Origin of the sequence: Mycobacterium sp. UM_CSW (genome assembly GCF_000455205.1) — a bacterium.
Taxonomy (GTDB): Bacteria; Actinomycetota; Actinomycetes; order Mycobacteriales; family Mycobacteriaceae; genus Mycobacterium.
The window spans coordinates 162,271-179,936 of the sequence record NZ_AUWQ01000012.1 but is presented as its reverse complement, the minus strand read 5'-3'; the positions used below and the strand labels follow the sequence as shown (position 1 = coordinate 179,936).

General features: G+C 67.5%; 24 protein-coding genes and 1 tRNA gene. 14 read left to right on the top strand and 11 right to left on the bottom strand.

Going from position 1 to position 17,666, the window contains the following annotated elements:
- Positions 1–66 precede the first annotated feature (66 nt).
- A complete protein-coding gene (locus tag N415_RS05700) occupies positions 67–438 on the bottom strand; it encodes a nuclear transport factor 2 family protein (protein WP_068178061.1) in 372 nt (123 codons plus the stop codon).
- On the opposite strand from N415_RS05700, the gene N415_RS05695 reads away from it, so the two are divergent.
- Positions 437–1,012, top strand: coding sequence for an NUDIX hydrolase (locus N415_RS05695; protein WP_081665081.1), 576 nt, complete (start codon positions 437–439; stop codon positions 1,010–1,012). The two genes, N415_RS05700 and N415_RS05695, sit on opposite strands and share 2 nt — an antisense overlap.
- A gap of 30 nt (positions 1,013–1,042) precedes the next feature.
- The gene (locus tag N415_RS05690) at positions 1,043–1,573 is read left to right on the top strand and encodes a pyridoxamine 5'-phosphate oxidase family protein (RefSeq protein WP_068178057.1); all 531 of its coding nucleotides are present in this window, start codon (positions 1,043–1,045) and stop codon (positions 1,571–1,573) included.
- On the opposite strand, the gene N415_RS05685 is transcribed toward N415_RS05690, so the two are convergent.
- Together N415_RS05685 and N415_RS05680 are read right to left on the bottom strand one after the other, a co-directional pair.
- Positions 1,561–2,139 carry a TetR/AcrR family transcriptional regulator gene (locus tag N415_RS05685; protein ID WP_068178053.1) on the bottom strand — a complete coding sequence of 193 codons (579 nt, stop codon included), beginning with the start codon at positions 2,137–2,139 and terminating at the stop codon, positions 1,561–1,563. The two genes, N415_RS05690 and N415_RS05685, sit on opposite strands and share 13 nt — an antisense overlap.
- Positions 2,112–3,101, bottom strand: coding sequence for an NAD-dependent epimerase/dehydratase family protein (locus N415_RS05680; RefSeq protein WP_068178050.1), 990 nt, complete (start codon positions 3,099–3,101; stop codon positions 2,112–2,114). Before N415_RS05680 ends, N415_RS05685 begins: the two co-directional genes overlap by 28 nt.
- 84 nt (positions 3,102–3,185) lie before the next feature.
- Here N415_RS05680 and N415_RS05675 point away from each other — a divergent pair, with 84 nt between their 5' ends.
- Positions 3,186–3,998, top strand: a complete 813-nt coding sequence (locus tag N415_RS05675) for an SDR family oxidoreductase (RefSeq protein WP_068178046.1) — start codon at positions 3,186–3,188, stop codon at positions 3,996–3,998.
- 246 nt (positions 3,999–4,244) lie between these two features.
- Here N415_RS05675 and N415_RS05670 read toward each other — a convergent pair whose 3' ends face one another.
- Positions 4,245–5,033 carry an SDR family oxidoreductase gene (locus N415_RS05670; protein WP_068178170.1) on the bottom strand — a complete coding sequence of 263 codons (789 nt, stop codon included), beginning with the start codon at positions 5,031–5,033 and terminating at the stop codon, positions 4,245–4,247.
- 59 nt (positions 5,034–5,092) lie between these two features.
- On the opposite strand from N415_RS05670, the gene N415_RS05665 reads away from it, so the two are divergent.
- Positions 5,093–5,662, top strand: coding sequence for a carboxymuconolactone decarboxylase family protein (locus tag N415_RS05665; RefSeq protein ID WP_068178043.1), 570 nt, complete (start codon positions 5,093–5,095; stop codon positions 5,660–5,662).
- Here N415_RS05665 and N415_RS05660 read toward each other — a convergent pair.
- Together N415_RS05660 and N415_RS05655 are read right to left on the bottom strand one after the other, a co-directional pair.
- Positions 5,659–6,036, bottom strand: a complete 378-nt coding sequence (locus N415_RS05660; protein WP_068178039.1) for a DoxX family protein — start codon at positions 6,034–6,036, stop codon at positions 5,659–5,661. The two genes, N415_RS05665 and N415_RS05660, sit on opposite strands and share 4 nt — an antisense overlap.
- Positions 6,037–6,111: 75 nt before the next feature.
- Positions 6,112–6,627, bottom strand: coding sequence for a MarR family winged helix-turn-helix transcriptional regulator (locus tag N415_RS05655; RefSeq protein ID WP_343203453.1), 516 nt, complete (start codon positions 6,625–6,627; stop codon positions 6,112–6,114).
- Between the two features lie 105 nt (positions 6,628–6,732).
- Between N415_RS05655 and N415_RS32540 the strand changes: the two genes are divergently transcribed.
- The 4 genes from N415_RS32540 (at position 6,733) to N415_RS05640 (ending at position 8,409) form a co-directional block, all read left to right on the top strand.
- Positions 6,733–6,903 carry a hypothetical protein gene (locus N415_RS32540; RefSeq protein WP_239645454.1) on the top strand — a complete coding sequence of 57 codons (171 nt, stop codon included), beginning with the start codon at positions 6,733–6,735 and terminating at the stop codon, positions 6,901–6,903.
- Positions 6,904–6,917: 14 nt separating this feature from the next.
- On the top strand, positions 6,918–7,115 hold the full coding sequence (locus N415_RS32535; RefSeq protein ID WP_239645453.1) for a hypothetical protein: 198 nt from the start codon (positions 6,918–6,920) through the stop codon (positions 7,113–7,115).
- Between the two features lie 70 nt (positions 7,116–7,185).
- Entirely contained in the window at positions 7,186–7,875 is a 690-nt protein-coding gene (locus tag N415_RS05645; protein ID WP_152531253.1) for a hypothetical protein, read from the top strand.
- Between the two features lie 33 nt (positions 7,876–7,908).
- The gene (locus N415_RS05640) at positions 7,909–8,409 is read left to right on the top strand and encodes a nitroreductase family deazaflavin-dependent oxidoreductase (RefSeq protein ID WP_081665080.1); all 501 of its coding nucleotides are present in this window, start codon (positions 7,909–7,911) and stop codon (positions 8,407–8,409) included.
- 32 nt (positions 8,410–8,441) lie between these two features.
- Here the strand turns inward: N415_RS05640 and N415_RS05635 are convergent, their stop codons facing one another.
- Both N415_RS05635 and N415_RS05630 read right to left on the bottom strand, forming a co-directional pair.
- Entirely contained in the window at positions 8,442–8,633 is a 192-nt protein-coding gene (locus tag N415_RS05635; RefSeq protein ID WP_068178030.1) for a hypothetical protein, read from the bottom strand.
- A gap of 238 nt (positions 8,634–8,871) precedes the next feature.
- On the bottom strand, positions 8,872–9,651 hold the full coding sequence (locus tag N415_RS05630) for a cutinase family protein (RefSeq protein ID WP_068178028.1): 780 nt from the start codon (positions 9,649–9,651) through the stop codon (positions 8,872–8,874).
- A 107-nt stretch (positions 9,652–9,758) separates the two neighbouring features.
- Between N415_RS05630 and N415_RS05625 the strand changes: the two genes are divergently transcribed.
- Together N415_RS05625 and N415_RS05620 are read left to right on the top strand one after the other, a co-directional pair.
- Complete coding sequence (locus N415_RS05625) at positions 9,759–10,064, top strand: DUF732 domain-containing protein (RefSeq protein WP_068178025.1); 306 nt, start codon at positions 9,759–9,761, stop codon at positions 10,062–10,064.
- 222 nt (positions 10,065–10,286) lie between these two features.
- Complete coding sequence (locus N415_RS05620; RefSeq protein ID WP_068178022.1) at positions 10,287–10,532, top strand: tyrosine-type recombinase/integrase; 246 nt, start codon at positions 10,287–10,289, stop codon at positions 10,530–10,532.
- A gap of 144 nt (positions 10,533–10,676) precedes the next feature.
- Here the strand turns inward: N415_RS05620 and N415_RS05615 are convergent, their stop codons facing one another.
- The 3 genes from N415_RS05615 to N415_RS05605 form a co-directional block, all read right to left on the bottom strand.
- On the bottom strand, positions 10,677–11,447 hold the full coding sequence (locus tag N415_RS05615) for an alpha/beta hydrolase (protein WP_068178017.1): 771 nt from the start codon (positions 11,445–11,447) through the stop codon (positions 10,677–10,679).
- A gap of 245 nt (positions 11,448–11,692) precedes the next feature.
- Positions 11,693–11,768, bottom strand: a tRNA-Arg gene (locus tag N415_RS05610).
- A 74-nt stretch (positions 11,769–11,842) separates the two neighbouring features.
- Positions 11,843–12,811: a helix-turn-helix domain-containing protein gene (locus tag N415_RS05605; RefSeq protein ID WP_068178012.1), complete on the bottom strand. Its 969-nt coding sequence runs from the start codon at positions 12,809–12,811 to the stop codon at positions 11,843–11,845.
- A gap of 107 nt (positions 12,812–12,918) precedes the next feature.
- Here N415_RS05605 and N415_RS05600 point away from each other — a divergent pair, with 107 nt between their 5' ends.
- From N415_RS05600 to lysA, 4 genes are all read left to right on the top strand, one after another.
- Positions 12,919–13,365 carry a hypothetical protein gene (locus N415_RS05600; RefSeq protein WP_068178008.1) on the top strand — a complete coding sequence of 149 codons (447 nt, stop codon included), beginning with the start codon at positions 12,919–12,921 and terminating at the stop codon, positions 13,363–13,365.
- Positions 13,366–13,367: 2 nt separating this feature from the next.
- On the top strand, positions 13,368–14,504 hold the full coding sequence (locus N415_RS05595) for a DSD1 family PLP-dependent enzyme (protein WP_068178006.1): 1,137 nt from the start codon (positions 13,368–13,370) through the stop codon (positions 14,502–14,504).
- 93 nt (positions 14,505–14,597) lie between these two features.
- Positions 14,598–16,250, top strand: a complete 1,653-nt coding sequence (gene argS, locus N415_RS05590) for an arginine--tRNA ligase (protein WP_068178002.1) — start codon at positions 14,598–14,600, stop codon at positions 16,248–16,250.
- The gene (lysA, locus tag N415_RS05585) at positions 16,247–17,665 is read left to right on the top strand and encodes a diaminopimelate decarboxylase (RefSeq protein ID WP_068177999.1); all 1,419 of its coding nucleotides are present in this window, start codon (positions 16,247–16,249) and stop codon (positions 17,663–17,665) included. Before argS ends, lysA begins: the two co-directional genes overlap by 4 nt.
- The last annotated feature ends 1 nt before the right edge of the window (position 17,666 follow it).

Here is a 17,666-nt window from a genome sequence, read left to right as displayed (position 1 = left end):
ATCTTCAGGGGCCATCGGTGCATTATCGCGGTCGCGGTGGCATCACACGAGTCCACCGCGCGGGCGCTACAGGACTTTGAAGTCGGATGGTGACCAGAACGCCCGCATCGACGTGATCTTCGCGTCGTCGTCGAACGTCATCGTCGAGATCGGCGAGAGCCGGCTGCGGCCGTCGCCGCCGTCGAGGGTGAGGTGCCACAAGAACGCGGCTTCGCTGCCACCGACCCGGATCTCGAGGAGTTCCGTGTCCTTCTTGGCGTCTTGAAATCCGGCATAGAACTCGCGGATGGCCTCGTGGCCGCGGCGAAGATCGGTGCCGATCGGATCCTCGACCGTGGCGTCGGCGGTGTAGAGCGCGACGATGTCGTCGGTCTTGCCGTCGGCCACGAGCGCGAGGTAGCTCTTGACGGTCTCGGTGATGGCTTCGGGGGATGGCATGGCTTCGGACGCTACCGCACCGGTGATACTGGGCGGCGTGCCCTTCATCGAATGCGTCGCGTCCCGCGAGATCTACCGGAACCGATGGCTGGTGGTGCGGGAGGACCAGATCCGCCGCCCCGACGGCAGCGCCGGCATCTACTCCGTGATCGACAAGCCGACCTACGCGCTGGTGATGCCCTACGACGGGAAGCGCTTCCGGCTGGTCGAGCAGTTTCGCTATCCCCTCGGCGCGCGGCGCTGGGAGTTCCCGCAGGGCAGCGCACCCGATCACGCGGAGGTCGACCCGCACGAGCTGGCCGAGCGTGAGTTGCGCGAAGAAACCGGGCTGCGCGCGACGTCGATCGAGGCGCTGGGTCTGCTGGACGTCGCCGCCGGCATGACGAGCCAGCGCGGCTGGGCGTTCCTGGCCACCGGCATCGTCGAGGGCGAGGCCGACCGCGAGCACGAGGAACAGGACATGCACAGCGAGTGGTTCTCGCGCGCGGACGTCGAGGAGATGATGCGCACCGGCGTGATCGTCGACGCGCAGTCGATCGCCGCCTATGGGCTGTTTCTGCTGCGGGAGCGATGACTTCCGGATGGCGCATCGGTCAATACCGATATGACGATCACCGAACGCAACCTCGACGGATACGGCGCACCGCCGATCGAATGGGACCGAGTCCGGGCCGTACTGGACGGTGAGCTGCCGCAGGCGCCGGGCACCGGCGGTCCGGCGCGCCACACGGTGTGGCTGACCACGATCAATCCCGACGCCAGCCCGCACGTCATGGCCGTTGGGGTCGTTCGGTGCGGTGGCAGCTGGTATTTCAGCTCCGGGCTCGCGACCCGAAAGTCCCGGAACCTCGCCCGCGATCCCCGGTGCGTGCTCAGCGTCGCCACCGAGCCGTTCGACCTCGTCGTCGAGGGCACCGCCGAGCTGGTCACCGACACGAGTGAATTGGCCTCCGTCGCAGCCGCTTTCGTCGACGACGGATGGCCGTGCAAGGTGGCGGGGGACGCGCTGACGGCGGAGTTCAGCGCCCAGTCGGCGGGTCCACCGCCGTGGCACGTCTATCGCGTCAGGGCGTCGACGGTATTCGCCCTCGGCACGACGGAACCGTTCGGCGCCACGAGGTTTCAGCTGGACTGAGCGGAAAGACCGGCCGCGGCCCCGATCTCCCGGCGCGCCGCGGCCCGGTCGGCGTCGGGAAATATGTAGTGGCTCAATGCGGTTCGCGCGACCGCGCCCGCAAGGTCGCGGGCGTCCACCGTTGCGGCGAAGGCCCCCTCGCGGGCGCAGCGCTGAAAGACCGCCGTCAACCCGTCGGCCAGCATCGGCAACGCCTGCGCCATCTGGTCGTGGGCGAACGTCGGCTCGAGGTCGAGCAGCCGTCCTGGCGGTTGCGCCTCGACGAAGGTCGCGACGACGTCGACGGCGGCCTCCAGCCGCGCGACTCCCACGACCCCGGACATCGCGGCGTCCATCGCGTCGTTGAACCGGCGGCGCTCGCGTTTGCCCAGCGCGTCGATGAGTTCTTCTTTGGACGTGAAGTAGCGGTAAATGGTGGGCCGCGAAACCCCGGCCAGGGTCGCCACATCCGAGAGCGACATCCTGCGGGCGCCCGTCCGAAATACCAGTCGCTGCGCCGCGTCGAGGATCCGATCGGACAGATCCGCCGCGGCGACCCCTACAGCTTGCCGAGCTCGCGCAGCCATGAGATCAGCAGCCGTAGGCCGTCATCGAAGGACATGGGCGCGTAGCCGAGGCGCCGGGTGGTCAGGTTGTCGGTTGCCCTGGGCCTGCGCTCGCTCTTGGCCGCGGCCGTCGCGATCGCCATCAGGGTGGGCCCGAATTCGGCGGTCAGGGCCTCGGGGTCACTGCGGTAGTCGAGATCCTCGACGCGGTGGTCGATTCCGGCGATCTCGCAGGCGCGGTTGATGCCGCCGGCGGTGCTGAAGGTGTCCTCGGGACGGCCGACCAGCAGGTAGCGTTCCCCGGCCACGCCCTTGTCCAGCGCGGCGATCGAGCCCTTCGCGACGTCAGCCCCCGCCACCCACGTCACTGGAAAAGCCAGATAGCGCTTGATCTTTCCGCGCATGCCGGCCAGCAGCACCCGGTTGAAGCTGGTGCGGTGCAGGGCCCGCGCGACGACCAGCCCGGGGCCGAAGATCGCGCCCGGGTGGCACGTCAGCACGTCGTCGCCGGCGGCGGCGCGCCGGTGCGCTTCCAAGAAGGCGGCGAGCTTGGTGACGGTGTAGGGGTCGCGCGGCGGATTCTTCAGCACGGGCGCCTCCTCGAAGTCGACGCCGGTGCTCAGGTCGAGGAAGGTGGCGGTGCTCAGCGCGACCACCCGGCGCATGCCGTGGGCCTTGGCCGCGTCCAGGACATGCGTGGTGCCGAGCGTGTTGACGGCCTTGAAGTCCTCGAGGTCCTGGCTCGCGCCGCCCAGTAGCGCGGCGCAGTGAATGGCGGCCTCGGCGCCCTTCGCCGCGGCCAGCACGTCGTCGGCGTCGGTGATGTCGCCCTTGACCAGTTCCACGCCGATCCCGGCCAGCGCCGCGGCGTCGTCGGGTTCGCGCACCAGTGCACGGACGTGGTCCCCGCGCTCGATCAGCTGCTGGCACACGTTGCCGCCGGTCTGCCCGGTCGCGCCGGTGACAAAGATCGTGCTGGCCATGGCGGCCCTCCGAGGTTGTTACATATCGGACAGATTCGGTAATGACTGTAAACCTTGACGTGGATTTGTTCTATATTCAGCTGCATGACACTCGATCCCTCAAGTGTTCTGCTGACCGATCGCGTCGCGGTCGTCACCGGCGGTGGCGCGGGCATCGGTCGCGGCATCGCGCGGGGGCTGACGGCCTTCGGCGCCCGCGTCGCGATCTGGGAACGCGACCCCGAGTCGTGCGCGGCGGCCGCCGAAGAGATCGGAGCGCTGGGCCTCACCGTCGACGTCCGCGACAGCGCCGCGGTGGACGCCGCGCTGGCGCAGACCTCCGCCGAACTGGGAACGGTGAGCATCCTGGTCAACAACGCCGGCGGGGTCTTCTGGTCGGGCATCCTCGACACCAGCGAGAACGGCTGGGACGCGCTGTACAAGGCCAACCTGCGCCATGTCTACCTGTGCACCCAGCGGGTGGCGCGCGTCCTGGTGGAGCAGAAGCTGCCGGGCAGCGTCATCAGCGTCACCTCGATCGAAGGCGTGCGCGCCGCACCGGGTTACGCGACCTATGCGGCGGCGAAGGCCGGTGTGATCAACTACACGAAGACCGCCGCGTTGGAGCTCGCGCCGCACGGCATTCGGGTCAACGCGCTGGCCCCCGACATCACTCTGACCGAAGGCATCAGAGCGATCGCGCCGCCCGGATCCGAGGAGCGATTCGGCCTCACCGTCCCGATGGGGCGGGCCGGTCACGTCGACGAAATGGCGGGCGCGGCAGTCTTTCTCGCGTCCGACATGTCCAGCTACATCACCGGGCAGACGATCCACGTCGACGGCGGCACCCACGCCGCCAGCGGCTGGTATCACCATCCGCAAACCGGCGCGTACGCGCTCGGCCCGTCGAGCGGCTGAGCACCCCGCGCGGCAACGGCGGAGCGAAGAGGAGTCGACATGGGCGTGAACAACACCGGCGGCATGGCCTGGCGCCACCGGTGCGCGGATCAAACCTGTGCGACAGTGGCGCTATGGCATTCGATGAGTCGTCCACATTTCGCGGCACACCGCCGTGGCGTGACCCGCTCACCATGTCGTTTGGGCTGCACCGCAGGCTGTTGCTGTTGCGGTTTCACTGGCACGAGAGGGCCGCGCAGCGAAACGCTAAGCGCCAGTGTCCAGGCCGGCGTGCGCCGACATCCCGCCGTCGATCGAGAACATCTGCCCGGTGATGTAGCGGGACGCCTCCGAGGCCAGGAATACGACGAGGTTTGCGACGTCTTGCGGTTCGCCGAGGTACGGCGTCAACGTGGCCCGGCCCAGCCGGCCGATGACGTCTTCGGACAGGTGCGCACGAACGGCGTCGGTGAGGATCAGCCCGGGCACGACGGTGTTGGCCCGCACGCCGGCCTTTCCCTCGCTGGTCGCGACGTACATCGTCAGGGCGTGCACGCCGGACTTCGATACGCCGTAGGCCAGGCGGGTGCGGTCGCCCGACAGCGCCGCGCCCGACGACATGTTGACGATGGAACCGCCTCCGCTCCTTCGCATTTCGGGAACCGCGTGCTTGCACATGAGGAACTGGCTGCCGAGGTTGACCTCCAGCGATCGCCGCCACACCTCCAGCGGCAGCTCGGTGACGGTGGTGTCCCGCGACAGAAAGTCACTGGCCGTCAGCGCCGCGTTGTTATGCAGCACATCGACGCGGCCGAACTCCGCCACGGTGGACCGCACCACTTGGCGCGCCGCGTCCTCCTGCGCGAGATCGCCCCCGAGCGCGATCGCCCGGGCGCCCGTTCGCGCAATCTCGTCGGCGACCACGCCGGCCTTCGCCTCGTCGATGTCGACGACGGCGACGGCGCCGCCCTCGCGCGCCAACTCGTGCGCCGTCGCCGCACCAATTCCGCCGGCGCCCCCGGTGACGATCGCGACCCTTCCGGCAAGTCTGGACATCGAGTTCTCCCAAATCATCGGGGCTTTTCGGTGATGCACAAGAAAGTTAGCGTGATCTGATGCCGCGTATTGCGCCAATTCCGATGGAAGAGCTCAGCCCGCACTCCCGCGAAATCGTGGAGGCCGGCGTCGCCGCCGGGCTCTACGCGACGCCGGTGCCCCTGCAGATATTCGCGTATCGCAGCGCCCAGCTAGAACAGGTCAACATGGCCAGACACCAGCTCGGCGCCGGCACGCTGCTCGGCGGCCGGATCCTGGAGTTGCTGCGCATCCGCAGCGCCCAACTCGGCGAATGCGAGCCGTGTAGCCAATCCCGTAAGCACGATTCGATCACCGACGAGGACGTCGCGTGCCTGCTGGCGCCGGGCCATGGCGCCCTCACGTCGCAGGAACGGATGGCCGTCGAGTTCCTCGACCTGCTTTCGGCCGACCATCACGCCATGGACGACGAGTTCTACAAGCGCCTGGGGGAGCACTTCACCGCCGCGCAGATCATCGAGCTCGGCTTCACCTGCGCCGGCGTGATGGGACTGCACCGCTTCATTCACACGCTCGACGTCTACGGCGACTCGGCGCCCGTCATCGAGTACGACGCGAATCAGGTCGACAGCACCAAGCCCGCTGACTAGGTGAGCGGATAGGGCCCGAAGCGGCCCCAGGCGACGAAGAGCGCGAGCGCCAGCAGCACCGCATTCATCGCGACGAACGGTGTCTCCTTGCGCCGGGCGTGCACCACGGCCGCGCCGATCATCACCACCGCGAGCCCGAGCGCGGCCAGCGGCACCAGGATCGGCGCGATGTGCACCAGAGCCGGCACGATCAGCCCGATCGCGCCGAGGATCTCGGCGACGCCGATGAGCCGGATCGTCGTCGGGCTGTAGTCCTCCGCCCAACCGAAGCCCGAGCCCACCAATTGGTCCTTGGTGCGAACGAGTTTCAGCAGCCCGCTGCCGGCGAACGTGATCGCCAGAACGATCGCGACGATCCACAGCGCCAGGTTCATAGGGACCTCCTAGTTCTTCCAGACTATACGTGACTTATCATTCATCGTCCATGGTCCGCTAGTGGCCGCGACCGCTCACCACGGAACCGGCGGCAAAGAGCTGTTGAGATTCATGTGGACGTGGATGTGTTCCAGCGCCGCGGTGAACGGAGCAAGCAGTTCGTCGGGCAGCGGGTCGAAGAAGAGCCGTCGGACCAAAGCCACGTGACCGGGAGCCGCCGCGTCGATCGCATCGCGGCCCGCCTTCGTCAGAATCGCGTCGGTCGCCCGACGGTCGTCCTTCGATGGAACCCGCTCGGCGAGACCGCGTTCGCATAATCGACGCAACTGATGCGACGCGCGGCTACGTTCCCAGCCGATCAGCGCCGCCAGGTCGGAGACTTGCAGACGCCCGCCGGGCGCAGCCGTCAGCGCATTCAGGACGTGGTAGTCGGCAAGCGACAGGTCGCTGTCGCTCTGCAGCTCGCGATTCATCTCGTAATTCATCCGCATCTGCACCCGCATGAACGCAAGCCAGGCTTGCATCTCTGCGGCTGACAGCCAGGGTTCCTGGGCGGGCTTTCGTCGCGGACTACGTGACACTTCGATCATTCCTTTTCGCTACCCGCCGAGGATATCGCGACGACGCCGGCTCTCCTAGCGCATCGACCAGCACCCTGGGAATAAAATGCATGATCTATCATGTAGATTCCCCATATGACTGAGACCATTGATGACTTGATGGAAGCGAATCTGCTCGGGGTGTTCAACGAACGCGATGCCGAGCGCAGAGCGCCGGCGATCAACAGCACTTACGCCCCGGACGTTCGCTGGACGGACGACGAAGGGACCACGTCGGCCGTGAAGCGTTGGAAACCAAGGCAATAGCGTTGCAATCGCAGATGCGTGGGCTGGTTTTCACCAAGGCCGGTCCCGTCTACCAAACCCGCGGATTCGGATACCTGGCGTGGCGGCTCGGACCCGAGGGCGGCGACGCGGTCGCCAGTGGATTCGACGTGGCCATCGTGCGCGACGACCTTATCGCCGAGCTCTACACGGTCGTCACTTCGCAGACAGGCGGGCAGGCCGGCGCCGGCTGACGCCTCGCACCGGTAGGCGCATTGCGTCGGGCCGATGTCCCGCCGGAGAATCACGGCAATGATGTCGGGCATGCCTCCGTGGTTGCCGAGCGTGTTGTTCATGGCGGCGTTCGTGATCGTCGGGGTAGGCATAAGCCTGCATCCCCGCTTCCGGAACCTGTACCGGGCAAGACCCGCCGCTCAGGGTCCGCGCGGCGGAGCGGGTCTCTGGCACTACAAACCGATGGTGGGCGCCTGGCTAGGCGTGGTGTCGCCGTGTGTGGTGTTGGCGCTCGTCACCGTTCAACTGCCGTTGCCGCTAGCGGTGACGGCGACGCCGGCCGTGCTGCTGGTGGCCGCCCTGGGCTTCCCGCGGCCCCGGGGCGCGATCCAGAGTTGCTACGTCGACCACAACGGCAGCATCACACTGATCCGCGGTGACGGCGCAATTCCCTTCGACCTCAATCATTTTCGTTGCGTACGGATGTACAGCAGTCAAAGCAGGACGATGACCTATCCGAGCATGCTCGTGCTGTATCGCAACCCGCGACCAGGCGTGTGGGCGTGGCTGAGCAGCGTGCTCTTGCCCAGGGTCGACGACGAGCGCGTCGTCGTGTTCTTCAATCGATGGTGGGACGCCGACGGCTACTTTGTCGGACCGCACGATGTGGCCGCGCTGTTTTATCAAGCCTGCGCCCGCGCGGGGCGCACGCCAACGGAACGGCGCAGCCCGTCCGGCAACCGCGGCTGGGAGGTCTGCGGTCAGGCAGAGCCCTACTAGAGCTGGCGACGCAATTGCGGCAAGAATGACAGCATGTCCGACCGGTCCTTCGACGCCACCAACCCGTTCCATCGAATGATGCGCACCTTCGCCGCCACGAAGGTGGGGGCGGCGGTCATGCGCCCGGCGGCACATCATCTGGACCGCCTCGTCACCAAGATCACCGGTGGCCGAAGCAGCTTCGCCGGCATCGTGACCGGGGTTCCCGCGGTCATTCTCACCACCACCGGCGCCAAGTCCGGTCAACCCCGCACCGTCGCGTTGTACGGAATCCCGCACCCCGATGGCGTCGGCCTCATCGCGTCCAACTGGGGCGGCGAAAAGCACCCCGCCTGGTACTACAACCTCAAGGCCAACCCGAAAGCCACGGTGTCGATCGGCCGCGACACCTGGCCGGCCACCGCGCGGCTGGCCACGCCGGCCGAGCGCGACGAGATCTGGGCGAAGGGGCTCAAGATGTACCCCGGCTGGCGCAAGTACGAGGCGCGCGCCGGCGACCGCCACATCGAGGCGTTCGTTCTCAGCCGGGATTGACGACGGCTGTCGATCCGCCCAGCGAATCCTCGTCAGGTCGAGGCGACGAGGCGTTGGATGTGGGGAAGGATCACCCGGCACTCGGCGGCGCTTAGCCGCAAAGTGCCGCGCTCGCCGTCTCTGGTGTCGAACGACAGGGTTAACGAGCCGCGTTCGATCAGCGGTACTTCGCCAAGATGGCCCTGGTAGGCCGCGAACTTGGGTTCCTCGATCACGACGAGCATGCAGTGCGGTCCTCTCCCATTGTTCCCGGGTCGTGCCGATTAACGTGCGTTTGCTTAGTATCTAATGCCTGTCTAACCTCTCGCAGTTCGCCGGTGACTCCACGCGGTTTGCCAGCGAAGCCGCTTTATGAGTCCATCAATGCGCACCGTCAAAGCCCTCGGCGAGTTGGTGGCCTTGATTGCGCACGGAGCGAATGATCACGTTGGCGCTGCGCGCTGATCGATCAGGGCGGGATAATCAGTGATTAACGTTAACGCCGCCCGCAGAAGGAGACCCGACGACGGTCGTCGGCGCGCCGGGACTCGCAACCGCAGGCCCGCCGGCAGCTCCGCCAAGAAGACCGCCCGCGAAGGAAGCGCCTTGGTCAATCACTGCCGCGTTGGTCGCGTACGTGTCATGTGCGGCGAAATTCATCCCGTCAGCGCAGATCGGGTCCCCGGGAGCACAAATCTGGATCGTCTTGGCCTGGTAGAGCGGGCCGATGACGACCGGCGGCTCGCCGAAGAAATTCATGGCCCGTTCGTTCGGCACGGAGAAGAGCACGACCGAGGAGACGTGGTTGGCCACCTCCGGGTCCATCGGTTTCGGCACCGTCGTCGGATCGATCCCAGGCGGTACTGCAGCCGACGTGACGAAGCCCATCACGGCCGCGCCCTGCGAATAACCGCCCAGCACCATCTTGGTGTTGGGGCAGTCGTGCGCCATCGACACGACATGCGCGCCCGCGTCCCTGATGCCGGCCTCACCCGCGTTCGTCCAGTCGTGGGTGGCGGGGTAGTTGACCGCGTATTCGTCGAGCGACTTTGCGCCAACGCGGGTGCGCAGGGAGTCGACGAATGCTTGCCCGGTCGGGCCGAGCCCGGCGGGGTCGTCGGTGCCGCGGGCGAACACCACCTGAACGTCCGGACACGGATCGGCGGAGGCGAAAGGGGTCGCAGAGGCGAGGACGGAAGCGCTGACGCCCGACGCGGCCACTACCGCAGGAGCGAGAAAACGAGGGAGCTGACGCGCGATCATGCCGCGGTGTGCCCACTCGTGCGAGTTTTAAACGCTGACTTCCAGGAGCCCGCCTACCAGGGACCGGTCCCGCGAGCGCTGACTGAGTCGGGCTACCATGCACGGTCATGAAGCGCACCGTCGCGGTGCTGGCAGCGGCCCTTTTCCTGATCGTTATTCCGACCGCTCACGCGGACGACAATGACACAGCGTTCCTGAATGCGCTCCACAATCAGGGCATCTCGAGCGCTAAGGGTGATCAGGGCCTGATCAATATGGGTCACAAGATGTGCGCTTTGCTGGCGCAGGGCCGCAGCATGGATTCGATCGTGGGTATGGTCCAGTCGCACGAGCGGAACGGTATGACCGACGACGACGTGAGGTTTTTGGTGCGAACTTCGGCCGCCTCATACTGCCCCGAATATGCGCCGTAACGGATAGTGGTGGCCGAATGATCCGCCGTTGGCTCCTGCGGGTGATCCGGCGGTGGTGTTTTTCCCGCATCATATCCGTTTCCAATCTCGTTGCTATAGGCCAGCTTTCGCCCAAAACTAGCCCCAGCGAAAATGAGGCTGTGGCGTTGGGAAATTCGCGTGGGGGGTTTTTGTTGGGGGGAAATGTTGGGAAAATCGTCGGGTAAAAGACGGCCTGACACCTTGACGCGGGCGTGGCACAAGCTGGCCCGCAAAGCCAAGGTTCGCGAGATCCGGCTGCACGATGCCCGGCATTCCTGCGGCACCGCATTGCACCTGCGCGGGGTGCTGCTGGCGGTGATCGCGAAGTGGTTAGGGCATGCCGACGCCGAGACCACGGCCCGCATCTACGCCCACAGTCAGGACGACGCGCTAAAGGCTGCCAGCGCCACGCTGGGACAGGTAATTACGCCGAGCGTGGTTTCTTAGGTCGGCGCGGCGGTAGGTCAGGCTCTACAAGGCAGCCCAGGAGGTCGGAATCGCCGACGAGCAATGGCACGCGATTAAGTACGGCGCGACGGCCTAGCCCCGTCGCAAAGGTCGATTGTTTGGGGCAGCACTCACGACAGGTTTTCAGGGCCTGGGCTGTTCGTACAAACGGCAACGCCCGACGAGGATCTCTGCCAGCCGTTCAGGTTCGCTGACCATCAGCATGTGGCAGGTGTCGATCTCGATGAGCGTCTGCACTCCGCCAAGCGCGGCAATGCACTCGTGTTGAATCTTTTTCGGGACGGCACGATCACGCCCAGTGAGTATCCACGTGCGTGGCACATCGTCGGGCATACCGCTGCGGTCAACGTTTTCTATCATCATGGAGGGTGATTCCTGACAGGACCGAGCCAGCGTGAACCTGCGTTGTGCGGGAGTCATTCCGTTGCAGAATACAAACCCCGCCAACGCAGTAGGCAAACCTCCCGGACGGACCGAACGGCCTTTCTGCACATAACGTTTCGCGGTGCGACGTGCGTACCAGCTCTGCGCCCCGGGAAGCGTGTCCACCAGGGCGCTGCCGTTGGCTGGTACCTGCGCGGTGGCCAAGATCATCTCCCGCACCCGCGCCGAGCCGAGCTTGGTGACAACACCGGGGACGATCACGCCCGCCAGCGAATGGCCGACGATCACGAAGTCGTCGAGCGCAGCATCCTCGATGTCCGACACCACCGAGTCCACCCAGCCGCCGATACAAGCGGTGATCAGGTCACCGAGCTTCCCTCGCCGCCCCGGCAGATCAACAGCGAGCACCTTTAGTTCCGGCTCCAGGCTGCGGATCACGTCGATGGTGGGCTCCCAAGAATCAGCGGCGAACCCGCCTCCGTGCACGAGGACCAATGCGGGCAACCCCATCCCGGGTCCTCCTTCAGCGTCGTCGGCCCAGGACCGCATCGTAAAAGGTCGCGACAGAGCCTGCGGGGATTTCGGCACAGACGCACGCAGGGCGCGCATTCCGTGCCGAGGTAGGCGAGAGCCGTTAGGCACAGGCAGGCTACCGGGAGTGAACAGACTTAAGGCGCAGTTGTGTCATCCTCGTGTCACTCAGGCTGCTTTCGGGTCCGACTACTGCTGTGATGGTCGCGAAAGCGCTGGTTAGGTGGTGCCCCCGGCAGGATTCGAACCTGCGGCCTTCTGCTCCGGAGGCAGACGCTCTATCCCCTGAGCTACGGGGGCGCAAAACAGGATGCTGCGCCATCGGGCCCAGCCAGAGTAACGCATCGACGTGACGGTGGTGACCCCGCCAGGGCTCAAGAGGCCCTTGCGTGGGCACTCGGACGCAGCGCCCCGGGCGATCGGCCGGTGTGCTTCTTCACCAGGCGGTGCAGCGTCGCCGGATCGGCTAACCCCACCGCGGCGGCGATCTCCTCGAGCGGCATCCGGGTCGTGCGCAGCAGATGCAGCGAGCGTTCGAGGCGAACCCGCTGCACCAGCTGCAACGGGCTGAGGCCCACGGCGTTTCGCGTCCGGCGCGCCAGCGTTCGGGTGCTGAGGCCGCACAACCGGGCCAGCGAGTCGAGCGTGTGCGATTCGTCCAACCGCGACCGCACGAAACGCTCCAGCGTCGCCACCGTCTCGTCGCGCGCCGCCAGGTGCGAGGGGATGAGGAAGCTCGCCTGCGACGTGCGCTGGTCGGCCACAAGGCGATTCGCGAGTTCGTCGGTCAGCGCCGCGCCGCCGAGATGGCGCATCAGCGCGAGCATCAGGTCGATGTGCGCGAAGGCGCTGCCGGCCGTCCAGATCGGCCCGTCGCGAACCACCATTTCATCGATGACCACGTTGGCCGCCGGCGCGACCCGGGCCAGATCGGCCCCGAGCCACCACGTCGTGACGCAGTGCCGTTGATCGAGCAGCCCGGCGCCGGCAAGGACGAACACCGCGGTGCACGACGCCGCGATCTCGGCACCGCCGCCGGCCGCCCGCGCCAACCACTCGGCGGCGACGGCCACGTCCGTGCCGCTCAGCCGAGCGGCGATCTCCTCGGGCTGGGCGGCGCCCAACCCCGGTACGACGACAACGTCCCGCGCGCCGGTGTCCGCCAGGGGTTGCGCGGCGACGGCCAGGCCACCGCGCAGGGCAACGTGGCTTTTCGGCGAGACGAACCCCAGATCGAACGCGGTTTTGCCGAGGATCCGGTTGGCCGCCGAGACCACGTCGACCGTCACGCCCACGGCGCTCGCGCTCGCGCCGTCGAGCACCAGGACGTCAAAACCGATCATGTGGCGAATTATGCAAGAAAGCTGTCCGCCCCGCCACTGGCGTCCGGGGCGGCGCTAGGGGAGATTACGAAGGCAGGAACCGACGAAAGGACCATGTCATGCCGTTAATGCGCGTAACACTCACGCCCGACGCGTTCGACGATGCGGGCAAGGAGCGCCTGGTCACGGGCCTCACCGAGGCGGCGTGCCGGGCCGAGTCGGTGCCCGACCAGCCCCAGCACCGGATGCGGGCGCTGGTCCTGCTGGACGAGCTCTCGCCCGGACGCTTCTACTCCGCCGGTGTCCCCGCCGACGCCGCGGTAGCTGGTGTGTTCATCGACTGGCAGGTCAGCACCGGGGTACTCGACGGTGCCCGCAAGGCGCGCTTCGCCGCCGACCTTCAGGAGGTGGCCGCATCGGCGGCGCACAGCAACGGCGACAGGATGGTCGTCACGTCGTGCGTCATCCATGAAGTACCCGAAGGGCAGTGGGCGCAGAACGGCGCGATCCGCCGGCTCCCCGACATCGCCCCGATTGCGGGATTCGAGCATCTGACCGCCGTCGCGTCCGGGTGACGATGCGAGCGGCAGAAGCGTTGGCGCAAGCCCTGATTGGCGAGCCCAACTCCCGCTTCCGCCTGCCCACGCCGGCGCTGATCCTGGACGAGGCGGCGCTGGAAGCCAACATCCGCCGGATGGCCGAGCGGACGCGCGACCGGGTGGCGCTGCGCCCGCACGCCAAGACGCACAAGTGCGCCTGGATCGCAAGAAAGCAGATCGCCGCCGGGGCGGTAGGGATCTGCTGCGCCAAAATCGGTGAAGCCGAGGCACTTTCGGCCGCCGGCATGCGCGGCATCCTGCTGACCTCGCCGGTCGCCGACCCGGCGATGCCGGCGCGGCTGTGCGAGGTGGCGGCGCTCGACCCTGAATTTGCCTGCGTGGTGGATCATCCCGATCCGGTGACCGCGCTGAGCGCGCAAGCGTTTCACCGCGGCATTCGCGTCAACGTCGTGATCGACGTCGACGTGGGGCTCGGGCGCACCGGCGTCTCCGGGCCCGAACAAGCGGTGGCGCTCGGCGAGCACATTCACCGGTGCGAGGGGCTGACGCTGTACGGTGTTCAAGGCTACGGCGGCCACTGGCAGCACATACCTGGCTTCCAAAAGCGTTGCGATGCAGTCCGTGTCGGCATGGAGCGCCTCGCACGCGCGGTCGACGCGCTGCGAAGCGCCGGCTACCCGGTAGGCACCGTCACCGGCGGCGGCACCGGAACCGTCGCGGCCGATCTGGACCGGGGCGTCCTCAACGAATTGCAGCCCGGCTCGTACGTTTTCATGGACGCCCAATACGCCGACGCATTGGGCGACGACGACGACGGAGCCTTCGAAACCAGCCTCTGGGTTGCGAGCCAAGTCGTGAGCGCCAACGCCGAGGCGATCGTCACCGTCGACGCGGGCCTCAAGGCGTTCGCGACGGACGGCCCCATGCCGCGCCCGACCGGCGCGCGGTTCGGCGGCTCGACCTATGGGTTCTTCGGCGACGAACACGGCGCACTCACCCGGCCCGCCGGCGCACCCGTCCGCCTCGGGGAGCGCGTGGAGTTCACCACCCCGCACTGCGACCCCACCGTCGATCGGTATGACGCCTACCACATCGTCCGCGGCGACCGGCTCGTCGACATCGTGCCCATCGAGGCCGCCCGCGCCAGCCGATAGCGACGGTCGCCGGGTCCCGAGCCGGCTAACGGCCCCGCTGCCGCCTGCAATAGATTCGGGGCAGGGGGACCCTAGCCAATAGGATGGACGCTCGTGACCCCCGCCGACCTGGCCGAGCTGCTCAAAGTCACCGCCGCCGCGGTGCTTGCCGAGCGCGGGCTCGATGCTGCCGCATTGCCGGCGACGGTCACCGTGGAGCGGCCGCGTAACCCCGATCATGGCGACTACGCCAGCAACCTGGCCCTGCAGCTGGGCAAGAAGGTCGGAGCCAACCCGCGCGAGCTGGCCGGATGGCTGGCCGAGGCGCTGGCGAAAGCCGACGGCATCGCGGCGGCCGAGGTGGCCGGGCCGGGCTTCATCAACATGCGCCTCGAGGCGTCGGCGCAGGCCGTGGTCGTCACCAACGTGATCGACGCCGGCGACGAGTTCGGTTACTCGGACGACCTGGCCGGGCAGAAGGTCAACCTGGAGTTCGTCTCGGCCAACCCGACCGGACCGATCCACATCGGCGGCACCCGCTGGGCCGCGGTCGGCGACGCCCTCGGGCGCCTGCTCACGACGCAGGGCGCCGACGTGGTGCGCGAATACTATTTCAACGACCACGGCGCCCAGATCGACCGGTTCGCCAGCTCGCTGATCGCCGCCGCCAAGGGCGAACCGGTGCCCGCCGACGGCTACGCGGGCAGCTACATCAACGACATCGCCGCGCAGGTCCTGCAGAAGGCACCCGACGCGCTGAGCCTGCCCGAAACCGAAATGCGCGAGACCTTCCGCGAAATCGGCGTCGACCTGATGTTCACCCACATCAAGGAGTCGCTGCACGAATTCGGCACCGACTTCGACGTCTACACCCATGAAGACTCGATGCACACCAGCGGCCGGGTCGAGCAGGCCATCGCCCGGCTGCGCGGCACCGGGAACATCTACGAGAAGGACGGCGCAACCTGGTTGCGCACCAGCGCCTTTGGTGACGACAAGGACCGCGTCGTGATCAAGAGCGACGGCAAGCCGGCGTACATCGCCGGCGACATCGCCTACTACCTGGACAAGCGCCAGCGCGGCTTCGACCTGTGCATCTACATGCTCGGCGCCGACCACCACGGCTACATCGCCCGGCTGAAGGCCGTGGCCGCCGCCTTCGGCGAAGACCCGGCCACCGTCGAGGTGCTCATCGGGCAAATGGTCAACCTGGTCCGCGACGGCCAGCCGGTCCGGATGAGCAAGCGGGCCGGAACCGTGCTCACGCTGGACGACCTGGTCGAGGCGATCGGCGTCGACGCCGCCCGCTACAGCCTGATCCGCTCGTCGGTGGACACGCCGATCGACATCGACCTGGCGCTGTGGTCGTCGGCGTCCAACGAAAACCCGGTCTACTACGTGCAATACGCGCACGCGCGCCTGTCGGCGCTGGCCCGCAACGCTTCTGAACTCGGCCTCATCCCCGACACCTCCCACCTCGAGCTGCTCAGCCACGACAAGGAGGGCACGCTGCTGCGCTCCATCGGCGAATTCCCCCGAGTGGTGAAAACCGCCGCCGCGCTGCGCGAACCGCACCGGATCTGCCGCTACCTGGAGGACCTCGCCGGTGACTACCACCGGTTCTACGACTCCTGCAGAGTCCTGCCGCAGGGCGACGAGCAGCCCACCGACCTGCACACCGCGCGCCTGGCGCTGTGCCAGGCCGCCCGCCAGGTGATCGCCAACGGCCTGACGATCCTCGGCGTCACCGCACCGGAGCGAATGTGAACGTCCACCCCGCCGGTCCCCGGCACGCCGACGAGACGCGGCACGCGGAAAGCCCGACGCGGCCACAATCCCCCGAGGAGCTGCTGCGGCTCGCGCCGAACGTGTGGCCGCGCAACACCACTCGCGACGACACGGGCGCGGCGGTCATCGGGGGAGTGCCGGTGACCCAGCTCGCGCAGGAATACGGGACCCCGTTGTTCGTCGTCGACGAGGACGACTTCCGCTCGCGCTGCCACGACCTGGCGACGGCGTTCGGCGGCGGCCACAACGTGCACTACGCCGCCAAGGCGTTCCTGTGCACCGAAATAGCCCGCTGGATCAACGACGAGGGCCTCTCGCTGGACGTGTGCACCGGCGGGGAGCTGGCCGTCGCGCTGCACGCGGACTTCCCGCCGGAGCGGATCACCTTCCACGGCAACAACAAATCCGTCGCGGAGTTGACGGCCGCGGTCAAAGCCGGTGTGGGACATGTCGTCCTGGATTCGATGATCGAAATCGAGCGCCTCGACGCCATCGCCGGCGAGGCGGGCATCGTCCAGGACGTGCTGGTGCGCCTCACGGTCGGGGTCGAGGCGCACACCCACGAGTTCATCTCCACCGCGCACGAGGACCAGAAGTTCGGCCTGTCGGTGGCCAGCGGCGCGGCGATGGCGGCGGTGCGCCGGGTGTTCGAAACCGACCACCTGCGGCTCGTCGGGTTGCATAGCCACATCGGCTCCCAGATCTTCGACGTCGCCGGCTTCGAGCTCGCCGCGCACCGCGTCATCGGCCTGCTGCACGAGATCGTCGACGAGTTCGGCGTCGAGAAGACGGCCCAGCTGTCGACGGTCGATCTCGGTGGCGGCTTTGGCATCTCGTACCTGGCTCCGGACGATCCGCCGCCGGTGGGCGAGCTGGCGGCCAAGCTGGGCGACATCGTGCGCAGCGAGTCGGCGGCCGTCGGGCTGCCCACCCCCAGGCTGGTGGTCGAGCCGGGGCGCGCCATCGTCGGCCCGGGGACCATCACGCTCTACGAGGTCGGCACCGTCAAGGACGTCGACGTGAGCACCACGGCGCACCGGCGCTACGTCAGCGTCGACGGCGGCATGAGCGACAACATCCGCACCGCGCTCTACGACGCGCAGTACGACGCCCGGCTGGTGTCGCGGGTCAGCGATGCGCCGGCGGAGCTGGCCCGCATCGTCGGAAAGCACTGCGAGACGGGCGATATCGTCGTCCGCGACACCTGGGTCCCCGGGGATCTGCAGCCGGGCGACCTGCTCGGGGTGGCCGCCACCGGCGCCTACTGCTATTCGCTGTCGAGCCGCTACAACATGATCGGCCGGCCCGCGGTGGTCGCCGTGCGCGGCGGGCGCGCCCGCCTGGTGCTGCGCCGGGAGACGGTCGACGATCTTTTGAGTCTGGAGGTGAGGTGAC